Here is a 22,674-nt window from a genome sequence, read left to right on the forward strand (position 1 = left end):
CTAGACTCTGGTTCACATGAGCACTTCCGAGTCGGAAACGGTGTCCACCGACACCCCCTCGTTCGTCGATCTCGGTATCGACGAGCGTGTGCTGAAGGCCCTCGCGGACGTCGGGTACGAGACGCCGTCGCCCATTCAGGCAGCCACCATCCCGCCGTTGATGGCCGGGAACGACGTCGTCGGCCTCGCGCAGACCGGCACCGGCAAGACCGCCGCGTTCGCCGTGCCGATCCTCTCGCGCCTCGACGTCGCCAACCGGGTGCCGCAGGCGCTGGTCCTCGCGCCCACCCGCGAGCTGGCCATCCAGGTGGCCGAGGCGTTCGGCAAGTACGCCACCCACATCGAGGGCCTGCACATCCTGCCCATCTACGGCGGGCAGGCGTACGGCATCCAGCTCTCCGGTCTGCGGCGCGGCGCCCACATCGTCGTCGGCACGCCCGGGCGCGTCATCGACCACCTCGAGAAGGGCACGCTGGACCTGTCGCACCTCGAGTATCTCGTGCTCGACGAGGCCGACGAGATGCTGAAGATGGGATTCCAGGAGGACGTCGAGCGCATCCTCGCGGACACCCCCGAGTACAAGCAGGTGGCGCTGTTCTCGGCCACCATGCCGTCGGCGATCCGCAAGATCTCGCAGCAGTACCTGCACGATCCGGTCGAGATCACGGTGAAGACGAAGACGTCCACCGCCCCCAACATCACGCAGCGGTACGTGCAGGTGGCGCATCAGCGCAAGCTCGACGCCTTGACGCGGATCTTCGAGGTCGAGGACTTCGAGGCGATGATCATCTTCGTCCGCACCAAGCAGGCCACGGAGGAGCTCGCCGAGAAGTTGCGGGCGCGGGGCTACTCGGCCGCCGCCATCAACGGTGACATCGTTCAGGCGCAGCGCGAGCGGACCATCGGTCAGCTCAAGAACGGTGCGCTCGACGTGCTCGTCGCCACCGATGTCGCGGCCCGCGGTCTCGACGTCGAGCGGATCTCGCACGTCGTCAACTACGACATCCCGCACGACACCGAGTCGTACGTGCACCGCATCGGGCGGACCGGTCGCGCCGGGCGCGCGGGCGAAGCGCTGCTGTTCGTCGCGCCGCGGGAGCGTCATCTGCTCAAGGCCATCGAGAAGGCGACGCGGCAGCCGATCACCGAGATGCAGCTGCCGAGCGTCGACGACGTCAACGCGCAGCGCGTGGCCAAGTTCGCCGACTCCATCACCCAGTCGCTGTCCTCGACGTCGCTCGGGCTGTTCCGTCGACTCATCGAGGACTACGAGCGCGAGCACGACGTGCCGCTCGCGGACATCGCCGCGGCGCTGGCGACGCAGTCGCGGGACGGCGACGCGTTTCTCATGTCGCCCGAGCCGCCGCCCCCGCCGCGGGAGAAGCGCGAGCGCCCCGAGCGCAAGTTCGACGATCGGGACGCACCGCCGTTGCGCAAGTCTCGCAAGGGCGATCAGGATCTGGCGGTGTACCGGATCAGCGTCGGCAAGCGGCACAAGGTGGCGCCCGGTGCCATCGTCGGTGCCATCGCCAACGAGGGCGGGCTGCGGCGCAGCGACTTCGGGCACATCAGCATCCGGCCGGATCACAGCCTGGTCGAGCTCCCGGCGGATCTCGCGGACGAGACGTTGGAAGCGTTGCGCCGCACCAGGATCAGCGGCGTGCTCATTCAGCTGCAGCGCGACGGCGGACCGCCGCGCGGCAAGCACTGACAGCAGCGCACCCCCGCGAGATTCTCGCGGGGGTGCGATGCGTCAGCTCTTCTGCAACGCCGAGGGATGCGCGTCGGTGTCGACGCCCGGAACCCCGCGGCCGCGGATCGACGCGCCCGCCGTCTCGGCGACGAAGAACAGCGCGATGAGGCCGACGACGCAGGCGCCCATCATGTAGAACGCCGGGACGAGATCGTTGCCGGTCCGTTCGACGAGCCACTCGTTGGCCGCCGGCGCCGTCCCGCCGAACAACGAGGTCGACACGTTGTAGGCGATGGCGAAGCCGGCGAACCGGACGTGCGTCGGGAACATGGCCGGGAACGTCGCCGAGATGGTCGAGAGCTGCAGGACGTAGAGCAGGCCCAGCACGGTGAACGCGACGATGGCCCAGCCGAAGTTGACCGTCATCAGCATGTACATCGGGATCGCGAAGATCAGCAGTCCGACCATCGAGACGAGCCACAGTGGCTTGCGCCCCACCTTGTCCGACAGTGCTCCGGCGAACGGAATGACGAGCATCATGGCGAACTGCCCGATGACGACGAGGAACAGCGACGACGTGCTCGACAGGCCGATCCGGCTCTCCAGATAGGTCGGCATGTAGCTCAGCAGGGTGTAGTTGCAGACGTTGAGCGCGACGACGAGGCCCATCAGCGTGAGGATCGGTCGCCAGTAGGTGGCGATCAGTTCGCGGAACTGGGTGGACGTCTTGTGCTCCACCGCGTCCTCGTTCTCGAGTTCACGGAACACCGGGGTGTCCTCGAGCTTGGACCGCATGTAGAGCCCGATGAGCGCCAGCGGCCCGGCGACGAAGAACGGCAGGCGCCAGCCCCACGTGTCCATGAACGCGTCGGTGGAGAGCAGGTCGACGGCCAGCACCACGAGGGCGCCGAGGGAGAAGCCGCCGAGTGTGCCGAACTCGAGGAAGCTGCCGTAGAAGCCGCGCTTGCGGTCGGGGGAGTACTCGGCCATGAAGGTGGCTGCGCCGCCGTACTCACCGCCGGTGGAGAAGCCCTGGATCATGCGCAGGATCACCAGCAGAACCGGTGCCCAGAAGCCGATCGAGGCGTAACTCGGGATGACACCGATGAGGAAGGTCGCGGTGCCCATCAGGATGATGGTCAGTGCGAGGACGTGCTTGCGGCCGAGACGGTCCCCCAGTGGTCCCCAGACGAGGCCGCCGAGCGGCCGCACGAGGAAGGACACCGCGAAGATGCCCAGCGTCAGCAGGGTGGCGGACTCGAGGTCGTCCGGGAAGAACGCGCGGGAGATGTACGTGGCCGTGTAGGCGTACACGCCGTAGTCGAACCACTCGGTCGCGTTGCCCATCGCCGAGGCGCCGATCGCGCGCCGGAGAACCCCGGGCGGAGCGTCCTTCAGCGCCGGTGTCGGGTTGTCGACAGAACCTGATTCGGAAGTACTCACTCACCCAGACCTACCGAAGTAGTGGCCGAACCTCAGCATCGAGAGGGGCGATCGGTCTCTTCGTTATCGAGTCGTTACGGCGCCCGGGCCGCCGCGACAGTGGCCGTTCGGCACCGGAAACCACCTCTCACCTGGCCCTCGCACGGACCGTCGTCGTCGGTGTCGCGGCGCGGGAGCGGCGGCATCCGATCTCGGGCACTGCCGGCAACGTCGGCGCCGTCCGCGCAGGCATGACTGCTGCCTCGGCGCTGCTCGTCTTTCCACTGCTCAGCTAGGTTGTGGACGGATAGATTGTGGTCGGACAGGTCGTGGTTCGGGGGACACGCTCACGCGCGGTGGTCGAGGAGGACGAGTCGATGGTGTCGACGCCCGTTCCCCCACGAGTGACCGCTGCGGCGCTGGACCGATCGCGCCTCGGTGGGCCTGTCCGGTCGCCGGGGCGCTACCTGGCGGCGTCGTTCACGGTGGCCGCCGTGGTGCTGGCCGTCTACCTGATCGTGCCCGCATCGATCCGGACCGGCGTCTTCGCGGTGGGCGCCATCGGCTGCATGGTCGTGGTCCTGGTCGGCCTGCGGCGCAACAGCCCGACCGACACGTACGCCTGGCGGTGCATGCTCGGCGCGGCGACGTCCTTCCTGGTGGGCCTGTCCGCGCGGAGCGTGCGCGCGGACCTGCCCTCGGCGATCCGGCTGCTGCCGGAGGTACTGGTGTTGCTCGGCTACCTGCTGCTCGTCCTCGGCATCGTCGGCTGGTCGCGGCGAGGGGGCAACTCGCGGCCCACCCCGACCATCATCGACGCGGTCCTGGTCACGCTGGGCATGACGTTCGTCTCCTGGGTGCTGCTGGTGGCTCCGGTCCTCTCGACCACGCGGGACGTGCCGTCCGTGGTGCTCAACGGGCTGTTCCCCGCGATCGACGCCGGCCTGTTCACGATGGCGTTCTTCCTGCTGTTGTCGAAGAGCCGCTTCAACGTGTCCCTGGTTCTCCTCGTCGCCGCACTGCTCGTCACCATCGTCGGCGATCTCGGCTACGCGATCGCGACGGCCCGCTCGGTCGCCCCGCCCGCGGTCGTCCTCGACGCGATGTATCTGCTCGCGTTCGTCCTGCTGGCCGCCGCGTCGCTGCATCCGTCGATGGCGTGGGTGGGTCGCGCGGGAGGTGTGACGGCCGCGCTCACCCGGCAGCGGATGACGGTGTCCGTCGCGCTCGTCGCCACCTGCGCCGCGCTGCCGCTCGTCGGCGACGCGGTGGGGACCGCGGACGTGGTGGTCCGCTCGACCTTTCTGGCCGTGATCCTGGTGGGAATGTTCGTCCGCGGTGAGCGGGCGCTGAGCCGGGTGCAGCGCAGCGAGGACAAGGCCCGCCACGACGCCACCCACGATTCGCTCACCGGTCTCCCCGATCGGTCCATGCTCGAGTCGATCCTGGAACGCGCTGCGCGGAGGCCGTCCTCGTCGGCGTCGGCCACCACCGTGCTGTTCGCGGACCTCGACAACTTCAAGGTCGTCAACGACTCGTACGGCCACCGCGCGGGCGACGAGCTCATCCAGGCGGCGGCGCAGCGCATCCGGCGCGTGGTCTCCGCCGACGAGGACGTGGTGCGGTACGCCGGCGACGAGTTCGTGGTGGTGGCGCACTGTGACCGGGCCCGTGCCGAGGAACTCGCGGAACTGCTCCTGGCCGCGTTCGCGGAACCGTTCGAGTTGAGTGTGGCGTCGCTGTACGTGAGCGTCAGCATCGGCATCGCGACGTCCTGCGGTCCCGCCGGGCTCGCGGACGATCTGGTCCGCGAGGCCGACACGGCGATGTACGACGCCAAGTTCCGCGGGCCGGCGGCCTACGCGTTCTTCGACGAGTCCCTGCGCACCGCGGCGACCCGGTCGGTCGAGCTGGGCAGCGCGCTGCGCGGCGCGGTCGCGCGCGGGGAGATGGCGGTGCACTACCAACCCATCGTGTCGCTGCGGACCCACGACGTGCTGGTCTACGAGGCCCTGGTGCGGTGGAAGCATCGCGGCCGCTGGGTGGGGCCGGACGAGTTCATCCCGGTCGCCGAGGCCACCAACATGATCTCCGAGATCGGGACCTGGGTACTCGACACCGCTCTGGGCGATCTGGTGCGACTGCGGGCGGCGGGAGCGCCGCGCATGTCGATGTCGGTGAACCTCTCCGTGCTGCAGCTGCGTGACGAGCGGCTCCCGGACGTCGTCGCGGACCTGCTGGCGTCGCACGGTCTGGACGGGTCGGTGCTCGGGCTCGAGGTGACCGAGAGTGCCCTCATCGCCGATCCGGTGGTGGCCAATCGGGTCCTCGCACGTCTCGCCGAGCAGGACATCGTGCTGGTGCTCGACGACTTCGGGATGGGGTACTCCTCGCTCGGTCGCCTACGAGATCTGCCCATCACCGTCATCAAGATCGACAAGTCGTTCATCGACCGCGTCCCGGTCGACGACGCGTCGGTGTCCATCGTGACGGCCATCGAGGCCATGGCCACCGCGCTGACCATGCGCACCGTCGCCGAGGGCGTGGAGACGACGGAGCAGGAGCGCATCGTCACCGAACTCGGCTGCACGTACGCGCAGGGGTACCTCTACGGCCGCCCCGCGCCCGTGGAGACGTTCCTCTCCTGACGCGTCAGCGGAGCCGTCGGCCGTGGCGGACGGGAACCGAGTTGACGGTGCGGACCGACCAGCCGTCGTCGTCGCGGACGACGATGCTCACGCCGGCGTTCGCGATGCGCGGCGCAGGGTGGCCGGTGATGGACCTCAGCACGGCCCGGATGATGCCGCCGTGGGCCACGGCGACGAGGGACCTGCCGGGGTTCTCGTCGGCCAGCAGGTCGAGTCGACGACGCCCTCGCTCGGCGAGCGCCTCGTGCGACTCGGCGCCCGGGTAGTCACCGTCGGGCCAGTACGCCCACGCCTCGTAGCCGGTCATGCCCTCGGCACGTCCGAAGCGACGTTCCATCAGGTCCTCGTGGTCGGCCGAGCGGGTGAGCCCGATGACGTGGCCGATGATGTCGGCGGTCTCCGACGCCCGCGAGAGCGGCGAGCTGACGAGGGTGTCCCACGAGTCGTCGGCCAGCGCGGCGGCCGCTGTCCGGGCCTGGCTGCGCCCGATGTCGTTGAGCGGGATGTCGGAGGAGCCCTGCAGACGCCCCTCGACGTTCCAGTCGGTCTCGCCGTGGCGCACGAGGGCCACTCGGACAGAGGTGCTCCGCGCCCGGGAGTCGAGGTGATCGGTCATGGTCGGGCCCAGAATATCGGTCGACGGCACCCCTGTCCGAGCCTGGTTACCGGAGAGTACGGTGCTAGAGATCAGCGAAGGACTTCGAAAGGTCACAGATGAACCTGGCACTCACCGATGAGGAAGCTGCGTTCCGCGACGAGATGCGAACTTTCTTCCGTACCGAGATCCCTGCCGATATCCGCGAGCGCAACGCGGCAGGCGAGGAACTCGAGCGCGAGGACATGATCACGACGCTGCAGATTCTGAACAAGCACGGCATGGCGAGCCCGCACTGGCCCGTCGAATGGGGTGGCAAGGACTGGACCCCGATGCAGCACCACATCTGGTTGGACGAGCTGCAGCTCGCCTCGGTGCCCGAGCCCCTGGCCTTCAACATCTCGATGGTGGGGCCCGTCATCGCGACCTTCGGCAGCGAGGAGCAGAAGCAGAAGTTCCTCCCGCCCACGCAGAACCTCGACATCTGGTGGTGCCAGGGCTTCTCCGAGCCCGAGGCGGGATCGGACCTCGCGTCGCTGCGCACGGTCGCTCTGCGCGACGGTGACGAGTACGTCATCAACGGTCAGAAGACGTGGACCACGCTCGGCCAGTACGCCGATTGGATCTTCGTGCTGGCGCGCACCAACCCGGACGCGCCGAAGAAGCAGGCCGGTATCTCGTTCATCCTGGTCGACCTGAAGACCCCCGGCATCACCGTGCGCCCGATCAAGCTGATCGACGGCGGCCACGAGGTCAACGAGGTCTGGTTCGAGGACGTCCGCGTCCCCGTCGAGAACCTCGTCGGCGAGGAGAACGCCGGCTGGACCTACGCCAAGTTCCTGCTGAGCAACGAGCGCACCGGCATCACGCGACTCGGCTTCACCAAGACCAAGCTGGCGCAGGCCAAGGCGCTCGCGGCCGAGACCACGGTCGGGACCGGCACGCTGCTCGACGATCCGGTCTTCGCCGCTCGGTTCGCCGAGCTCGAGAACCAGGTGCTCGCACTCGAGCTCACCCAGCTGCGCATCGTCTCCAGCTACGTCTCCGGCAAGGAGAACCCGGCGTCGTCGGTGCTCAAGCTCCGGGGCAGCGAGCTGCAGCAGTTGGCCACCGAGATCCTCACCGACGTGGCGGGACCGGACTCGCTCCCGTTCGCGGCCGGAGAGGACTCGCCGACACCGGTCTGGGCGCAGCGTGCGACCCCGACCTACCTGAACTTCCGCAAGACATCCATCTACGGCGGCTCGAACGAGGTGCAGCGCACCATCATCGCGTCCGGCATTCTCGGTCTCTAGGAGCGCACGACATGCAGTTCGAACTGGACGAAGAACAGAAGCTGCTGCGCGACACGGTGCGTGACGTGCTCGCCCGCAGTTACGACAACGAGAAGCGCAAGGCAGCGGTGGAGAGCGAGCGCGGCTGGACCGAATCGGTCTGGAAGCAGTTCGCCGAGCTGGGCCTGCTCGGCCTCAGTTTCGCCGAGGACGACGGCGGCATGGACGCCGGACCGGTCGAGACCTTCGCGGTCATGACCGAGATCGGTCGCCGCCTCGCACCCGAGCCGCTGCTGGACTGCGTGCTGATTCCGGGTGGTCTCATCACCGAGGTCGGATCGACCGATCAGCGTCAGCGCATCCTGCCGGGCGTCGCGGAGGGGCAGACCCTTCTCGCGTTCGCGCATTCCGAGCCGGGCACCCGCTGGCCGGCGGCCGAGGTGTCGACGTCGGCCACCGAGGACCTGCGTGAAGGCCGGAGGCCGGCCGGATCGGGTGGCTCGTGGGCACTCTCGGGTGTGAAGAACCCTGTGCTGCACGGTGACTGCGCCGATCACTTCGTGATCAGCGCGGCGCTGCCCGGCGGCGGCGTGGGCCTGTTCCTGGTCGCGGCCGATGCCGAGGGACTCACGCGCAAGACCTACCGCACCCACGACGGACTGCGCGGCGCGTCGCTCGAGCTGTCGGACGTCGCGGGCGAACCGCTCGGTGACGGCGGCGACGCCAGTGCCGCCATCGTGGCGTCCAACGTCCGTGCGCAGGCGGCTCTCGCTGCCGAGGCGCTCGGTGCGATGGAGGAGTCGCTGCGACTCACCACGGAGTACCTGAAGCAGCGCAAGCAGTTCGGTGTGCCGCTCGCCAAGTTCCAGGCACTGACGTTCCGCGCTGCGGACATGTACGTGCAGCTCGAACTGGCACGCAGCATGGCGCTCTACGCGACGATGTCGCTGGCCGACGGATCTCCGGATCCCACGGTCGCGTCGCGGGCGAAGTTGCAGATCGGACGCTCCGCCCGGCAGATCGGCCAGGAGTCGATCCAGCTGCACGGCGGAATCGGGGTGACGGACGAATACCCTGTGGGACATTACTTCTCGCGTCTCACGGCCATCGAGCACACGCTCGGCGGGGTCGACGATCACCTCCGGGTGATCACGTCGTCGCTGAAGGATCACGAGATGCTCGGCGTCTCCTAGCACCGCCTCGACGAAGGCCGGTCGCCCGCGTGGTGACCGGCCTTCGTCGTGTTCGGGGTCAGCCGACCAGGTTGATCAGCGGGGTCCCGTCGGCGAGATGCCGGATGTTGGCGACGATGTCGCGGCAGCGGCCCTCGAACGTTCGGCGCGTGATGCCGGACGAGTGCGGCGTCATCAGCACGTTCGGCAGGCTTCCGAACGGGAGTGCACTCGGCTCGCCTCGCCCGTCCGGGCCGGGGTAGCTGTACCAGACGTCGATGGCCGCGGCGCCGAGCTCGCCGGTCGCCAGCGCGTCGTGTAGCGGCCGCTCCTGCACCAGCGGCCCGCGGCCGACGTTGATCAGGACTCCCGCCGGCCCCAGCGCGCGGAGCTCGTCCGCGCCGATCATGCCGGTCGTCGCCGCGGAGAGAGGTGCCGAGACGACGACGATGTCCGACTCCGCCATCAGCCGCGGAAGTTCCGTGGCATCGCCGGCCCAGTCCAGGCCGTGAGCGGCCACGTCGACGGCTCCGCGTCCGGTCACGGCGGCGCCGAGGCAGCCGAGGGTGCGCAGCAGCGACCACGAGCGCTGCCCGATGTGGCCGAAGCCGACGAGGCCCACGCGGGCGCCCGCCGTCGCGGACGGCTGGGGCAGCGTGTCGTCGTACACCGAGGTCGACCAGACACTCTGTCGCAGTGCGTGATCCTGCGTCAGGAAGCCACGCCGCAAGAGCACAGCAGACGCGAGCACGTACTCCGCGATGGAGTCCTCGTGGTGGAACGTGTTGGCCAGCAATGTGGTCGGTGGAAGGGCCGTACGGGCGACGTTGTCGACGCCGGCTCCCGCGACCTGGACGAGTCGCAGGCCCCGGCCCGCCTGCGCCATGGCCTCGGTGACCCGGCCCCCGACATGGACGTCCGCATCGGCGAGGTCGGCGACGAGCGCGTCCTCGTCGAAGCGTTCGTGCCACGACACGACGGTGCCGTCCGGCATCCCCGCCTCGACGGCGTCCCGATGCGGGAGTAGGTTGCGGTCCGCGACGACGACCTTCATGCGCGCTGCAGGCAGGGGCGCTTGCTGTCGAAGGTCCAGTTCGGCACCAGGTACTGCATGCCGACCGCATCGTCGCGGGCCCCGAGGCCCTCGCGCTGGTACAGCTCGTGTGCGGCCTCGACGCGCTCCATGTCGAGGGTCACTCCGAGACCCGGCACGTCGGGGACGGTGAGGTACCCGTCCACGATGGGGAACGGATTCGTCGTGATGCGCTGCCCGTCCTGCCAGATCCAGTGCGTGTCGATGGCGGTGATCTCACCGGGAGCGGCAGCTGCGACGTGCGTGAACATGGCGAGCGAGACGTCGAAGTGGTTGTTGGAGTGCGATCCCCACGTCAGACCCCAGGCGTCGCACAGCTGCGCGACGCGGACCGATCCGTTCATCGTCCAGAAATGGGGATCCGCGAGCGGGATGTCGACGGCGCCGGATCGAATGGTGTGTCCCATCTCGCGCCAGTCGGTGGCGATCATGTTGGTGGCGGTGGGCAGGCCGGTCGCGCGCTTGAACTCGGCCATCACCTCGCGCCCGGAGAATCCGCCCTCGGGTCCGACCGGGTCCTCCGCGTAGGCGAGCACGTCGCGCAGACCACGGCAGGTCTCGATCGCGTCCTTCAGGAGCCACCCGCCGTTGGGATCCAGCGTGATGCGTGCCGTGGGGAAGCGTTCCGCGAGTGCGCGCACGGCGTCGGCCTCCTGCGCTGCGGGGAGGACACCGCCCTTGAGCTTGAAGTCCTGGAAGCCGTACCTGGCGTGTGCCGCTTCCGCGAGTGCGACCACGGCGTCGGGAGTCAGTGCCTCCTCGTGGCGCAGACGGGACCAGGCGTCGGCGGAACTGCCCTCGTCCGAGGGTGCGCGGTACGCGAGATCCGTCTTGTTCCGGTCGCCGAGGAAGAAGAGATACCCGAGCGCCTGCACTCGGTCGCGCTGGCGGCCGTCGCCGAGCAGGGCCGCGACGCTCACACCCAGGTGCTGGCCGAGCAGATCGAGCAGTGCGCTCTCGACGGCCGTCACGGCGTGCACGGCGATCCGCAGATCGAAGGTCTGGGCGCCGCGTCCGCCGGAGTCGCGGTCCGCGAACGCGCGGCGCATCGCGTTGAGCACGGCGTGGTAGTTGCCGACCGAGGCGTTCTCGACGAGGACGCGGGCGTCCTCCAGGCAGCGGCGGATGGGCTCGCCACCCGGCACCTCGCCCACACCGGTGCGCCCGTCGGAGTCGGTCAGCACGACCAGGTTCCGGGTGAAGAACGGTGCATGGGCGCCGCTGAGATTCAGCAGCATGCTGTCGTGGCCGGCGACGGGAACGACGCGCATCGCGGTGACGACGGGCGTGGCATGGGAGGTTCGGACCTCGGTGACGGTGCTCACGTCTACGAGCCTAGGGCGGGTGATTCATTCCCGTCCAACACCATTTGTGGATGCAGCGATGCAGGGTGAGTATCGATCGAGTGCGCCGGCGCCGAGTGCGCACATCTGCCATGAAGCGCACACCCCGTCCAGTCGGCTGTAGCGGGTGTGCGCTCACCAGAGGGTGTGTGCGCTCCCGGAAGCGCCAGCGCTGCACCCACCGCAACCGCACACCTCACACCACCGCATCGACCAGCAGCACGAGCGCACCACCCGCCGAGACGACGATGGACACCCATCGCAGCCGACGACGGTCGAGTACGCGGTTCACCCAGCGCGAGGCCACGTACCCGAGCGCGACGACGGGCAGGAGCAGGGCGCCGGTCGCCAGGGAGTGCGCGTCGAGGGAGCCGGTGACCCCCAGCGCGGCGAGCGACATCAGGGAGCCGATCAGGAAGAAGCCGCTCATGGTGCTGCGCAACGCGGCGCCGCTGCTGCCGCTCCAGATCAGCGCCATGGGTGGCCCGCCGATGGAGGTGGCGGTGCCGAGCAGTCCGGACGCGGCGCCCGCCGTCATGAGCGATCCGCGTCGCGGTGTCGGCGACCAGCCGATCGCCGTGGCCACGACGCCGAACAGCACCACTGCGCCGAGCATGATGGAGACTCCCCGCTCGGGCAGCACGACGAGCAGCGCGGCGCCGGCGATCACGCCGGGCACCCGTCCCACCAGTGCCCAGCCGGCCCCGCGCACGTCGATGCTCGTGCGCTCCCGCACCACCACCAGCGCGGTGAGCGCGGTGGCGAGCAGGATGATCGTGCCGGGCACCATCCGCGGATCGATGATGGCCAGGACGGGCGCCGCGACCATCCCCATCCCGAAGCCGATCGACGACTGGAGACACGACGCCGTGAAGATCGCGACGCCCACGACCAGCCATTCGAGGCCGGTCACGCGAGCACGGTCATACGGCCACGGCGTCCGATCTCGGGTGGTGGCACTCGGCGATGTGCAGGTTCCCGAGACGCCCGACCGACGGGGGGATGCCCGTGGCGCAGACGTCCGTCGCGTGCGCGCAGCGCGTGCGGAAACGGCAGCCCGACGGCGGGTTCAGAGGCGACGGTACCTCCCCCTCCAGGAGGATGCGCGAACGCCGGGTCGAGGGATCCAGCGTCGGGGCTGCCGACATCAGTGCCTCGGTGTACGGGTGCGTGGGGTGGTCGAAGACGTCGTCGGTCGGACCGGTCTCGATGATCCGGCCGAGGTACATGACGGCGACCCGGTCGGCGACGTGGCGCACCACCGACAGGTCGTGCGAGATGAAGACGTAGCTGATGCCGAGCTCCTTCTGCAGATCCGAGAGCAGGTTCAGCACCTGCGCCTGGACCGACAGGTCGAGAGCCGAGACGGGCTCGTCGCACACCACGACACTCGGGTCGAGTGCCAGGGCCCGCGCGATGCCGAGACGCTGGCGCTGACCACCTGAGAACTCCTGCGGGTAGCGGTGCTCGTCGCTGGGACGCAGACCGACGAGGTGCAGCAGCTCCCGGACGCGGGCGGCGCGGTCGCGCTTGGTCTTGTACATCGTGCGATGCGTGTGCCACGGCTCCGAGATTATTTCCGCCGCCGACATCCTCGAGTTGAGCGATCCGTACGGGTCCTGGAAGACCATCTGGATCCGACGACGCCACGCGAGCAGTTCCTTGCCCTTGAGGCCGAACGGGTCGACGCCGTCCCACGACACGGTGCCCGTGTCGGGTCGTTCGAGCATCATCAGCGTGCGCGCGAGTGTGGACTTGCCGCAACCGGACTCACCGACGAGGCCGAGGGTCTCGCCGCGTCGCAGCTCGAGGTCGATGCCGTCGAGTGCCCGCAGTTTCTTGTGGCCGCCGCTGCCGGCGGCGACGTCGAACGTCTTGGAGACTCCACGGACCTGGAGCAACGGTGCGGCCTGCGTGGCCGCGGCCTCACTCGCCACTGTCGTCGTAACGGACACCGGACACCTCCTCGGGGAAATGGCATGCGGTCGCACGGCTGGTGCCGGCGACACTGCGGAGCTCGGGGCGCTGCGCGACGCAGACGGCGCGCGCGATGGGGCATCGGGCCTGGTACACGCATCCCGGCGGGATGGAGTGCAGATCCGGCGGGGTGCCGCCGATGGACTTGAGGTGCTCGCCGCGCACGGTGGCGACGGGGACCGAGTCGAGCAGTCCCTTCGTGTACGGATGCTGCGGTGAGCCGAACACCTCGGCGACGGGTCCCGTCTCGACGACGGTCCCCGCGTACATCACGGCGACGTCGTCGGCTTCCTCGGCGACGAGGGCCAGATCGTGCGTGATGAGGATGACGGCCATGTCGTGCTCGGTGCGCAGGTCGCGCAGCAACGACATGATTTGCGCCTGCACGGTGACGTCGAGAGCGGTGGTGGGCTCGTCCGCCAGCAGCACGGTGGGCCCCAGGGCGACGGCCATCGCGATGAGCAGGCGCTGACGCATACCGCCCGAGAACTGGTGCGGGTAGGAGTCGGCGCGCGACTCGGGCTCCGGGATGCCCACCCGCTCCATCAGCGAGATCGCCTCGACACGTGCAGCTTTCGCCGACATGCCGCGGTGGATGCGGAACGGTTCCGCCAACTGTGTGCCCACGGTGTAGACGGGGTTCAGTGCCGTCAGCGCGTCCTGGAAGACGATGGCGAGCTCGGTGGCGGCGATGCGGCGTCGAGTCCTGGAGTTCGCCGTCACCAGATCGGTGTCGCCGAGCATGACGGTGCCGTCGACGATGTCGGCGATCGGCTCGAGCAACCCGACGAGGGCCTGGGCCGTCATGGACTTGCCGCAGCCGGATTCGCCCAGCAGTGCGAGTGTGCGGCCGCGCTTCGCGCTGAACGACACTCCGTCGACGGCACGCACGGTGCCCGACGGGGTGCGGATCTCGACGGTCAGACCGTCGACCTCGAGCGCGGTGCGGGCGAGAGCGGGAGCACTCATCGACGTGCCTTTCTCTTCGAACGCGGGAGGGTGAGGCGCCAGCGCTGCGCCGGGTCGGTGGCGATGCGGGCCCACGCGGCCAGCACGGTCGCGGACACGGTGGTGATGACGATCGCGAGTCCGGGGAAGAACGACAGCCACCAGGCGCTCTGCAGGTAGGTGCGGCCCTGGGACACCATGAGGCCCCAGCTGATGTCGGGCGGCTGGATCCCGATGCCGAGGAAGCTGAGCGACGACTCGGCCAGCATGACGAAGCAGAAGTCGAGCGTGGCGACGGTCAGCAACGTGGGCAGCAGGATCGGCACCACGTGGCGACGGATCACCGCGCCGCTGCCGGCGCCGAACGTGCGGGCCGCGTCGACGAAGACTCGCGATCGGAGTTCCGCGCTCTCGGCGCGGGCCGTGCGGAGGTAGATCGGGATGCGGGTGATGGTCAGGATCAGCACGATGTTCGCGGCGCTGGGGGAGAAGACGTACAGCACGACGACGGCCATCAGCAACGACGGGAAGCTCATGATGACGTCGGCGACGCGCATGGCGGCGGTCTCGCGCCAGCCGCGGTGGTAACCGGCCCACATGCCGATGATCGAGCCGATGATGCCTGACAGGATGACTGCGGGGATCGCGACCGACAGCGTGGTCCGGCTGGCGAGGATCAGGCGCGCGAGCATGCTGCGGCCGAGCGGATCGGTGCCGAGGATGTTCATGAAGCCGGTGCCGAGGGAGAACGGCGCCAGGTTGGATCGATCGAGGTCCTGACGGGTGGCGGCGTCGCCGACCAGCATGGGACCGAAGATCGCGGTGAGGAAGACGAGCACCAGGATGCTCGCCGCGATGGTGGCGACGCGGTCCCGCAGCAGCAGACGCCACAGCGGCATGGAGGTCGTGCGCGAGGGCGCCGCGGACGCGGCGTCCGGGGTGGGCGGCAGCACCGGGGGAACCGGAACGCCCGAGCTGTCCTTGCTTGCTTCGAGTGTCATGGGTGTACCTCTCAGACCTTGGCCTTGTCGCGAACCCGTGCGTCGAGCAGCGCGTAGCACGCGTCGATCACGATGTTCAGAACGAAGATGCTCACGGCCGTCAGGAGGACGGCTGCTTGGAGGACGGCGAAGTCGCGCTGCAGGATCGCGTCGATCATCAACTTGCCGATGCCGGGCCACCCGAAGATGGCCTCGACCACGACGGCGCCGTTCACCAGGCCGACGGTGAGGTCGCCGGCGACGGTCAGCGCGGGTGCCGCGGCGTTGCGCAGCGCATGGTGGGTGACGACGCGCAGGTCGCCGGCACCCTTGCTGCGAGCGAGGCGGACGTACGGGGCGGAGAGGGCGGAGACCATCGCGCCGCGGACCACCTGGGTGAGCACGCCGAGCGGACGGATGAGCAGTGTCGCGATGGGGAGCACCCATGCGACGGCGCCCCCGGTGCCGGAGGTCGGCAGGACACCGAGCACCACGGCGAAGATCCAGACGCCGGTGATGGCGAACCAGAAGTCGGGGATGCTCGCGGCCGTCATGGACAGCAGGCTCGAGAACCGGTCGGCGAGAGAGTTGGGACGGTACGCGGCCCAGCAGCCGATGACGATCGAACCGATCACGGCGAGGAGCATCGTGACGAACGCGAGCTGCAGGGTGGCGGGAAAGGCGCGCAACGCCATGGTGGACGCGGCTTCGCCCGTCCGGAGCGACTCACCGAAGTCGAGGTGCAGCACGCCGCCGAAGTAGTCGGCCATCTGTGTCCACACGGACTGGTCGAAGCCGTTCTGGGCGGCGAACGCCTCGCGCTGGGCGGGTGTCGCCGACTCGGGAAGGTAGAGGCTGGTCGGATCACCGGTCAGACGAGCGAGGAAGAAGACGCCGATGAGGACGACCAGGAGTGGGACGAGGCTGGTGTAGACGCGGCGTCGCAGAAAGGCGAACATGGCGGTCACTCCCTTCCGGAGGAGGGGCGGGTCGGCCTCTCGGTCGAGGTGGGCTGCTGGTCGGGGTCGTGATCAGTCGGTCGCATCGGAACTCCGGGTCATCTCGGCCAGTCGCATCTCGTCGACGGTGGCGGAATCGGGGGTGTAGTCGATGCGCGGGTCCTTGGCCAACACACCGTTCATGTGCGCGATGTACGCCATCTGCGTGATCTCCTCGGGTTCACGGGCGAAGAGATCGGCGAACGCGGTCTGTCGCTCCTCGTCGGTCAGCGATTCGGCCTCGTCGATTCCCTCGTCGAAGTCGGTTGTGCCGTAGGAGCTCTGGAAGCCGTCGCTGCGCATGTACTGATCCATCGTGAACGCGGCGTCGCCGGCCTGATTGCCGTGCTGGATCACCAGCAGGTAGGGCCCGACGTTCGGGAACGGCCGTTCCTGGAACTCGGCGGTGGCCGCCGTGTCCTTCATCTCGATCTTCACGTTCAGGCCGATGCCGGCCAGCGCGTTCTGGATGACCTCGACGGTCTCGTTGATCTTGGGGAACTGCCCGGTGCGGCCGATGAGGCGGATCTCGGTGTCGACGGGAACACCGTCGGCGCGAGCCTCGTCGATGAGGGCCTTGCCCTTCTCCATGTCGTACGGCCACGGGGTGAGCTCGTCGTTGTAGCCGACGACGCCGTCCGCGATGAGTTGCGCAGCGGGCGCTCCCATTCCGCGGAACAGAGCCTTGACGATGCCCGCGCGGTTGATGGCGTAGTTGATCGCCTCGCGCACGCGCTGATCGTCGAGTGGCGGTGTGGTGGCCTGCATCCGCAAGGCGGTGGTCTCGTTGTTCGGGAAGGCGACACCGAGGTCGCCGGCTCCGTCCTCGGGGCCGAGGCCGGTCGCGATGTCCGCCTCGCCGTTGGTGACCATGGCGGCGCGGACGCTGCCCTCGGTACGCCACTGGTAGACGGCCCGCGTGAATTCCGGTGCGTCGCCCCAGTAGGTGTCGTTGCGCACCAGGGAGAGTCGCTGGCCGTAGTCCCACGAGTCGATGCGGTACGGGCCGGTACCGATCGGCTCGCGGGTCCGCTCGGCGCTACCGACCTCGCTCTTGACCATCTCGATGAACGAGAGCCGAAGCGGCAGAATCGGATCGGGAGTCGGCGAGGCGACGGTCAACGTCGTCGGATCCACGGCGCGGACGGTGAGGTCGTCGTCGCCGAAGACGTATCCCTCGACGTTGCAGGCCAGATCGGAGTTCACGGCGCGATCGACCGACACGGCGGCGTCCTCGGCGTCGAACGGTGTGCCGTCGCTGAAGGTGACGTCGTCGCGCAGGCGGATCGTCCACTCCGTGTCCGACGTGCGCTCCCACGACGTGGCGAGCTTCGGTTCGAGGTCACCCGTGGTGGGGTCACGCTCGATCATGGGTTCGGTGATGTTGGACCGCGTGACCACGCCGATGGCCGTCAGCGAGACATCGCACGGCTCCAGGGTCGGTGGTTCCTGCGGCAGCACGATCCGGACGGTGTCGGGACTCGCGGCGTCTCCGCTGTCCGAGTTCGCGACGGTGCATCCGGTGAGGAGTGCGGTCGCGGCGATCACCGACACCAGGGATGTGGCGCGGGTGGATCTCATGGATTCCTCCAAGCTGAGGGGGCTTCACCGGGTGCGAGGTGTCGGGGCTGACGACGCACGCCGAGTGGAGCCGATGGACCGCCTGTGACGGTAGACACACGGTAGGAGTGGGGGGAGTGACCGTCAACAGACGATCGGCCGGGAAATCGCAGTTCGGGGCCGATTTCGGGCTCGCCGTGACGGCGTCGAGCGGTCCGCATCACACTGCCGAGGCTCTGACCTGCTGCGTCACGAGAAGACACGATATCAATACCGGAAGAGTATGGATCCATGCTAATTGCGTGTTGGACCGGTATTCGTCGGCCGACATACGATCACCGCAGACGATGGCCGTCGCTTCCGGTGGCCGTCGCACGGTGAAGGAGGCGGCATGACCGACGGTGGAACGCCGAGCTCGAACGGATCGGCATCGAGTCCCGATGAGGCGCAGCGATTTTCGCGCGTTCTCCGGGTCGGCGGACTCAAGCCGTCGCTCATGGAGACACTCGAGGCCGGCGGCGCGCTGGTGCTGCCGGACGACGATCGCGACGAAGTGCTCGGCCGGCACGCCGACGAGATCGTCGCCGTCGTGACGTCCGGCCGTGTCGGCGTCAAGGCGGACCTCATGGACCGCCTGCCCGCGCTGCGCGCGATCGTCCACTTCGGAGTCGGGTACGACGGCACCGATGCCGAGGAGGCCCGCCGCCGCGGGATCGGTGTCAGCAACACGCCGGACGTCCTCACCGACGCCGTCGCCGACACCGCCCTCGGGCTGCTCATCGACACCCTCCGCGGCCTCTCCGCCGCCGACCGCTACGTGCGCGCGGGCGAGTGGACCACCAAGCCCATGCCGCCGTTGGCGCGGCAGGTCAGCGGATCTCGGGTCGGCATCCTCGGTCTCGGGCGCATCGGCGGCGCCATCGCGCACCGCCTCGAGGCCTTCGGCTGCACCATCGACTACCACAACCGCAACGTCGTCGAGTCGAGTCCGTACCGGTACCACTCGTCTCCGCGGGAACTCGCTGCGGCAGTGGACGTTCTGGTCGTGGCCGCAGCCGGCGGACCGGAGACGCAGCAGCTCGTCGACAGGGAGACGCTGGACGCACTGGGGCCGGACGGCTTTCTGATCAACGTGGCTCGCGGCAGCGTCGTGGACGAGGACGCCCTCGTCGAGGCGCTGCAGAGCGGACGGTTGGCCGGCGCCGGGCTCGACGTCTTCGCCCACGAACCCGAGGTGCCGGACGCGCTTCGCGCCCTCGACACCGTGGTGCTGCTTCCCCACGTCGGAAGTGCCACGGTGCAGACTCGCGCCGCGATGGAAGCACTCACCCTCGAGAACCTGAACTCGTTCCTCGCCGACGGCACGCTCGTGACGCCGGTCTTCCAGCCCGATCAGAAGGAGACCCGATGAGCGTCGTCGTGGGATACGCGGACACCGTCGAGGATCGCAACGCACTGCCGTTCGCGTTCCGCGAGGCCAAGATGCGCGGTACCGACGTCACCGTCGTGGTCGACGGTGATCGCAGTGCGGTCGACGAGCTGATCATGGCTGCCCGCACCGACTCCGGCGCCGACGGCGTGGCGGCGCGGGTGGCGGAGCCGGTACCCGGCCGCTCGCACGCCGACAACCTCGTCGACATGTCCTACGAGCCGGACGTCGAGCTCCTCGTCATCGGCGTGCGTCGCCGCTCACCCGTCGGAAAGCTGTTGCTCGGCAGCCTGTCTCAGCGTGTCCTGCTCGACGCACACTGCCCGGTCGTGGCCGTCAAGCCGCCGGTCGAGGTCGCGCACTAGTTCGCGGACGCAGCAACCGCCGGCCGTGATCTCACTGCAGTGAGGTCACGGCCTTCACGTCCGTCAGCACACGGTGCAGGGCGGGGTTGGCGGCGTCGTGACGCCATGCGGCGTTCAGTCGCACGGGTTCCTCGGTGCTGGAACGGATCTCGCGGAACACGACGCCCTCGGTGTGCATCGTGCGTGCCGAGGCCGGCACCAGTGCGCAGCCCAGGCCGGAGCTGACGAGCATCAACATGGTGTGCACCTGCGTCACGTACTGCACGTATCGAGGCGTGACCCCGGCGACGGTGAAAGTGCTGATGAGGAGCTCGTGGAAGTAGCGGGCATCCACCGGCGAGTACATGATCACGGGTTGATCGTCGAAGTGCGTCACGCTCAGACGCTCCACGTCGAGGAGTTCGTGCCCCTCGGGAAGCGCAGCGACGAGTGCCTCGCGGTGGATGGGCCGCGTCAGAATTCCCGGTCGCGTGACGGTGGGACGGACCAGACCGAGATCAAGTTCTCCGCTCGCCAGGGCGTCGATCTGAATCGACGACACCATCTCCCGCAGCACCAGTTCGACGTCCGGCAGAGCCGCGCGCACGTCCGAGAGCAGCCGAGGCAGGACGGCGTGCGCGGACGCCGCGGTGAAGCCGATGACGACGGTGCCCAGATCACCGGCGGGGACACGCTTGACGGTCAGTGCGGCGCTCTCGGCCAAGCGGACTATCCGGCGGGCGTCGGGCAGGAACGCCACGCCGGCGGCCGTGAGGGTCACCGAGCGTGACGTCCGGTCGATCAGCTGCACGCCCAGTTCACTCTCGAGCTGTTGGATCTGCCTGCTGAGCGGGGGCTGGGTCATGTGGAGCCGCTCTGCGGCTCGGCCGAAGTGCAGCTCCTCCGCGACGGCGATGAAGCACGTCAGGCGCGAGAGCGAGAACATCGGCTCAAGATAGCCGACCGTGTGAACGGCCGGTCACCATCGCGGCGAGGAGTTGACGAAGTCGGGTTCGAGACTCTGGCGGTAGCCGGTGTCGTCACGGTCCCTGATCCCGCAGTCGAGGTACTGCTGGTGCAGTCTCGCCAGCGCGTCCTCGTCGAGTTCGACGCCCAGCCCCGGTCCCGTGGGTACCGCGACGGCGCCGTTCTCGATGCGCAGAACGCCCGGGACCACGACGTCCTCGGTCTTCCACGGCCAGTGTGTGTCGCAGGCGTACGTGAGATTCGGCGTGGCGCCGGCGAGGTGCACCATCGCGGCGAGCGAGATGCCGAGATGGGAGTTCGAGTGCATCGACAGGCCGAGTCCGAAGGTGTCGCAGATGCCGGCGAGCAGCCGTGAGCGTTGCAGTCCACCCCAGTAGTGGTGATCGGACAGCACGACCCCGACCGAGTCGCGTCGGACCGACGGCTCGAGATGATCGAACGCCACGACACACATGTTGGTCGCCAGCGGCATGGCGGCCTTGCGGGCCACCTCCGACATTCCGTCCAGGCCCGGTGTGGGGTCCTCGAGATACTCGACGACACCGGTCAGGGCCGACGCGACCTCGAGGGACGTGTCGACGGTCCACGCCGCGTTGGGATCCAGCCGCAGTGGGAGATCGGGAAACGCCTCGCGCAGCGCGTGCATCGCGGCGATCTCCTGCTCGGGTGGGAACACCCCGCCCTTGAGCTTGATCGCGCCGAAGCCGTACCGGTCGATCATCCGTCGGGCCTGCGCGACGATGCCCTCGGGATCGAGCGCGGCACCCCACTCGTCGTCCGCGGAGCCGGGGTGCCCGGCCCACTTGTAGAAGAGATAGGCACTGAACGGTACGGCCGTGCGCACCAGGCCACCGAGAAGATCGGAGACGGGCCGCCCGAGGATCTTGCCCTGGATGTCGAGGCACGCCACCTCGAACGGCGAGAACACCCGATCGGTGGTGCTGGCCGTCGTGATCATGCCGGCCACCCCGTCACCACCCGTCACCGTCAGGCCACCCAGGCACTCGTCCACGACGGCGCGCAGCGTGTGGAGTGCGAAGACGTCCACCCCGACCATGGCCTCGGCAGCAGCGTTCAGGCGAACGAGATGCGCGGTGTCGGCGTAGGTCTCGCCCAGACCCACGGCGCCGTCGTCGGTCCGGATCTGCACGATCGCGCGCAGAGCGAACGGCTGATGGACTCCGACGGTGTTGAGCAGCGGCGGGTCGGCGAAGGCGACGGGGGTGACGGTGACGGAGGTGATACGGGCGCTCACGAGTGCACGGCCTCCTTGGTGACCGAGTCGGCTGCGAGGGAGTCGGCGAGCACGGCGCGGCCGGCTGCGATGATCGCGGTGAGGGCCTCCACGTCCGCGGGGGCGGCGTCGATCAGCGGTGCCCGAACGGGCCCGGCGGCAACACCTTCGAGGGTGACGCCCGCCTTGATCAGGGAGACGGCGTAACCGGGTACCGAGTCGCGCAGACGCACGAGTGGGTGGAAGAACTCGCGCAGCAAGGCGTCGGTGAGCGTGACGTCGTCGTTCTCGAGCGAGGTGTAGAACGCCAGGGCCAGCTCCGGGGCGAAGGCGAACGTGGCCGACGAGTAGAGCGTGACGCCGATGGCGCGGTAGGCCTGCTGCGAGACCTCGGCCGTGGGCAGTCCGTTGAAGAACTGGAACGCCTTGCCGGTGGGCGCCAGGGAGTCCTCGACCGCGCGTACGATACGCGAGACGCGATCCAGATCGCCTGTGCCGTCCTTGAATCCGACGACGGTGGGGAAGTGGGCGACCTCGACGGCGGACGCCTCGTCGTAGCGCGCGTTGCCGCGGTTGTAGACGATCACCGGCAGGTCGGTGACGGAGGTGACCTCACGGGTGTACTCGACCAGGCCGGCCTGCGGCATGGTCACCAGGTAGGGCGGGAGCAGCAGGATGCCGTCGGCACCGTTGTCACGAGCGGATCGGGCGAAGATCTTCGCCTGGGCCACCGAACCACCCGCGCCCGCGTAGACCGGGACGCGGCCGGCGACGGTACGCACCGCGGTGGCGACGATCTCGCCGAACTCGACGGCCTCGAGAGCGTGGAACTCACCGGTGCCGCAGGCGATGAAGACACCGCCGGGGCCCGCGTCGACACCCTTCGCGATGTGCTCGGCGAGAAGTGCGTGGTCCACCTCGCCGGAGTCGGTGAAGGGGGTGACAGGGAAGAAGAGGACGCCGTCGAGCATGAGATC

Annotated in this window: 19 protein-coding genes; 6 read left to right on the plus strand and 13 right to left on the minus strand. The window is 68.8% G+C overall.

Going from position 1 to position 22,674, the window contains the following annotated elements; genetic code table 11:
- Positions 1-16 precede the first annotated feature (16 nt).
- On the plus strand, positions 17-1,711 hold the full coding sequence (locus J4E04_RS04105) for a DEAD/DEAH box helicase (RefSeq protein ID WP_051613107.1): 1,695 nt from the start codon (positions 17-19) through the stop codon (positions 1,709-1,711).
- Positions 1,712-1,753: 42 nt separating this feature from the next.
- On the opposite strand, the gene J4E04_RS04110 is transcribed toward J4E04_RS04105, so the two are convergent.
- Complete coding sequence (locus J4E04_RS04110; protein WP_222632582.1) at positions 1,754-3,040, minus strand: MFS transporter; 1,287 nt, start codon at positions 3,038-3,040, stop codon at positions 1,754-1,756.
- Between the two features lie 431 nt (positions 3,041-3,471).
- Here J4E04_RS04110 and J4E04_RS04115 point away from each other — a divergent pair, with 431 nt between their 5' ends.
- Positions 3,472-5,763, plus strand: a complete 2,292-nt coding sequence (locus J4E04_RS04115) for a putative bifunctional diguanylate cyclase/phosphodiesterase (protein ID WP_222631621.1) — start codon at positions 3,472-3,474, stop codon at positions 5,761-5,763.
- Positions 5,764-5,767: 4 nt separating this feature from the next.
- Here the strand turns inward: J4E04_RS04115 and J4E04_RS04120 are convergent, their stop codons facing one another.
- Positions 5,768-6,379 (minus strand): histidine phosphatase family protein, encoded by a 612-nt coding sequence (locus J4E04_RS04120; RefSeq protein WP_051613109.1) that lies wholly within the window; start codon positions 6,377-6,379, stop codon positions 5,768-5,770.
- A gap of 98 nt (positions 6,380-6,477) precedes the next feature.
- On the opposite strand from J4E04_RS04120, the gene J4E04_RS04125 reads away from it, so the two are divergent.
- Positions 6,478-7,653, plus strand: coding sequence for an acyl-CoA dehydrogenase family protein (locus tag J4E04_RS04125; RefSeq protein ID WP_027504702.1), 1,176 nt, complete (start codon positions 6,478-6,480; stop codon positions 7,651-7,653).
- Positions 7,654-7,664: 11 nt separating this feature from the next.
- Positions 7,665-8,825: an acyl-CoA dehydrogenase family protein gene (locus J4E04_RS04130; RefSeq protein WP_027504703.1), complete on the plus strand. Its 1,161-nt coding sequence runs from the start codon at positions 7,665-7,667 to the stop codon at positions 8,823-8,825.
- A 58-nt stretch (positions 8,826-8,883) separates the two neighbouring features.
- On the opposite strand, the gene J4E04_RS04135 is transcribed toward J4E04_RS04130, so the two are convergent.
- The 8 genes from J4E04_RS04135 to J4E04_RS04170 form a co-directional block, all read right to left on the minus strand.
- Positions 8,884-9,858: a 2-hydroxyacid dehydrogenase gene (locus J4E04_RS04135; RefSeq protein WP_490149930.1), complete on the minus strand. Its 975-nt coding sequence runs from the start codon at positions 9,856-9,858 to the stop codon at positions 8,884-8,886.
- The gene (locus tag J4E04_RS04140) at positions 9,855-11,168 is read right to left on the minus strand and encodes an enolase C-terminal domain-like protein (protein ID WP_222645945.1); all 1,314 of its coding nucleotides are present in this window, start codon (positions 11,166-11,168) and stop codon (positions 9,855-9,857) included. Before J4E04_RS04140 ends, J4E04_RS04135 begins: the two co-directional genes overlap by 4 nt.
- A gap of 268 nt (positions 11,169-11,436) precedes the next feature.
- On the minus strand, positions 11,437-12,153 hold the full coding sequence (locus J4E04_RS04145; RefSeq protein WP_222631617.1) for a sulfite exporter TauE/SafE family protein: 717 nt from the start codon (positions 12,151-12,153) through the stop codon (positions 11,437-11,439).
- A 10-nt stretch (positions 12,154-12,163) separates the two neighbouring features.
- Positions 12,164-13,195, minus strand: a complete 1,032-nt coding sequence (locus J4E04_RS04150; protein WP_231476221.1) for an ABC transporter ATP-binding protein — start codon at positions 13,193-13,195, stop codon at positions 12,164-12,166.
- The gene (locus J4E04_RS04155; RefSeq protein WP_027504708.1) at positions 13,167-14,186 is read right to left on the minus strand and encodes an ABC transporter ATP-binding protein; all 1,020 of its coding nucleotides are present in this window, start codon (positions 14,184-14,186) and stop codon (positions 13,167-13,169) included. The genes J4E04_RS04150 and J4E04_RS04155 overlap by 29 nt, the downstream gene beginning before the upstream one ends.
- Positions 14,183-15,166, minus strand: a complete 984-nt coding sequence (locus J4E04_RS04160; RefSeq protein ID WP_490149931.1) for an ABC transporter permease — start codon at positions 15,164-15,166, stop codon at positions 14,183-14,185. The genes J4E04_RS04155 and J4E04_RS04160 overlap by 4 nt, the downstream gene beginning before the upstream one ends.
- Positions 15,167-15,177: 11 nt before the next feature.
- Positions 15,178-16,104 carry an ABC transporter permease gene (locus J4E04_RS04165; protein WP_027504709.1) on the minus strand — a complete coding sequence of 309 codons (927 nt, stop codon included), beginning with the start codon at positions 16,102-16,104 and terminating at the stop codon, positions 15,178-15,180.
- Between the two features lie 72 nt (positions 16,105-16,176).
- Positions 16,177-17,724 (minus strand): ABC transporter substrate-binding protein, encoded by a 1,548-nt coding sequence (locus tag J4E04_RS04170; protein WP_222639436.1) that lies wholly within the window; start codon positions 17,722-17,724, stop codon positions 16,177-16,179.
- A gap of 370 nt (positions 17,725-18,094) precedes the next feature.
- On the opposite strand from J4E04_RS04170, the gene J4E04_RS04175 reads away from it, so the two are divergent.
- Positions 18,095-19,114, plus strand: a complete 1,020-nt coding sequence (locus J4E04_RS04175; RefSeq protein ID WP_222649709.1) for a 2-hydroxyacid dehydrogenase — start codon at positions 18,095-18,097, stop codon at positions 19,112-19,114.
- Entirely contained in the window at positions 19,111-19,497 is a 387-nt protein-coding gene (locus tag J4E04_RS04180; protein ID WP_027504712.1) for a universal stress protein, read from the plus strand. Before J4E04_RS04175 ends, J4E04_RS04180 begins: the two co-directional genes overlap by 4 nt.
- 31 nt (positions 19,498-19,528) lie before the next feature.
- Here J4E04_RS04180 and J4E04_RS04185 read toward each other — a convergent pair whose 3' ends face one another.
- The 3 genes from J4E04_RS04185 to J4E04_RS04195 are packed head-to-tail and all read right to left on the minus strand — an operon-like array spanning position 19,529 to position 22,668.
- Entirely contained in the window at positions 19,529-20,422 is an 894-nt protein-coding gene (locus J4E04_RS04185; protein ID WP_027504713.1) for a LysR family transcriptional regulator, read from the minus strand.
- A 33-nt stretch (positions 20,423-20,455) separates the two neighbouring features.
- Complete coding sequence (locus J4E04_RS04190; protein WP_490149932.1) at positions 20,456-21,718, minus strand: glucarate dehydratase family protein; 1,263 nt, start codon at positions 21,716-21,718, stop codon at positions 20,456-20,458.
- Positions 21,715-22,668, minus strand: coding sequence for a 5-dehydro-4-deoxyglucarate dehydratase (locus tag J4E04_RS04195; RefSeq protein WP_222631604.1), 954 nt, complete (start codon positions 22,666-22,668; stop codon positions 21,715-21,717). The genes J4E04_RS04190 and J4E04_RS04195 overlap by 4 nt, the downstream gene beginning before the upstream one ends.
- Positions 22,669-22,674 lie beyond the last annotated feature (6 nt).

Source organism: Rhodococcus sp. NFXS4 (assembly GCF_058139645.1).

What these genes read in the sequence shown, in the direction of transcription:
- J4E04_RS04195 (WP_222631604.1), bottom strand. Translation starts at nt 22,668, where the DNA reads ATGCTCGACGGCGTCCTCTTCTTCCCTGTCACCCCCTTCACCGACTCC.
- J4E04_RS04105 (WP_051613107.1), top strand. Translation starts at nt 17, where the DNA reads ATGAGCACTTCCGAGTCGGAAACGGTGTCCACCGACACCCCCTCGTTC.
- J4E04_RS04130 (WP_027504703.1), top strand. Translation starts at nt 7,665, where the DNA reads ATGCAGTTCGAACTGGACGAAGAACAGAAGCTGCTGCGCGACACGGTG.
- J4E04_RS04160 (WP_490149931.1), bottom strand. Translation starts at nt 15,166, where the DNA reads ATGACACTCGAAGCAAGCAAGGACAGCTCGGGCGTTCCGGTTCCCCCG.
- J4E04_RS04180 (WP_027504712.1), top strand. Translation starts at nt 19,111, where the DNA reads ATGAGCGTCGTCGTGGGATACGCGGACACCGTCGAGGATCGCAACGCA.
- J4E04_RS04120 (WP_051613109.1), bottom strand. Translation starts at nt 6,379, where the DNA reads ATGACCGATCACCTCGACTCCCGGGCGCGGAGCACCTCTGTCCGAGTG.
- J4E04_RS04170 (WP_222639436.1), bottom strand. Translation starts at nt 17,724, where the DNA reads ATGAGATCCACCCGCGCCACATCCCTGGTGTCGGTGATCGCCGCGACC.
- J4E04_RS04140 (WP_222645945.1), bottom strand. Translation starts at nt 11,168, where the DNA reads ATGCGCGTCGTTCCCGTCGCCGGCCACGACAGCATGCTGCTGAATCTC.
- J4E04_RS04135 (WP_490149930.1), bottom strand. Translation starts at nt 9,858, where the DNA reads ATGAAGGTCGTCGTCGCGGACCGCAACCTACTCCCGCATCGGGACGCC.
- J4E04_RS04185 (WP_027504713.1), bottom strand. Translation starts at nt 20,422, where the DNA reads ATGTTCTCGCTCTCGCGCCTGACGTGCTTCATCGCCGTCGCGGAGGAG.
- J4E04_RS04165 (WP_027504709.1), bottom strand. Translation starts at nt 16,104, where the DNA reads ATGTTCGCCTTTCTGCGACGCCGCGTCTACACCAGCCTCGTCCCACTC.
- J4E04_RS04125 (WP_027504702.1), top strand. Translation starts at nt 6,478, where the DNA reads ATGAACCTGGCACTCACCGATGAGGAAGCTGCGTTCCGCGACGAGATG.
- J4E04_RS04155 (WP_027504708.1), bottom strand. Translation starts at nt 14,186, where the DNA reads ATGAGTGCTCCCGCTCTCGCCCGCACCGCGCTCGAGGTCGACGGTCTG.
- J4E04_RS04175 (WP_222649709.1), top strand. Translation starts at nt 18,095, where the DNA reads ATGACCGACGGTGGAACGCCGAGCTCGAACGGATCGGCATCGAGTCCC.
- J4E04_RS04110 (WP_222632582.1), bottom strand. Translation starts at nt 3,040, where the DNA reads ATGGGCAACGCGACCGAGTGGTTCGACTACGGCGTGTACGCCTACACG.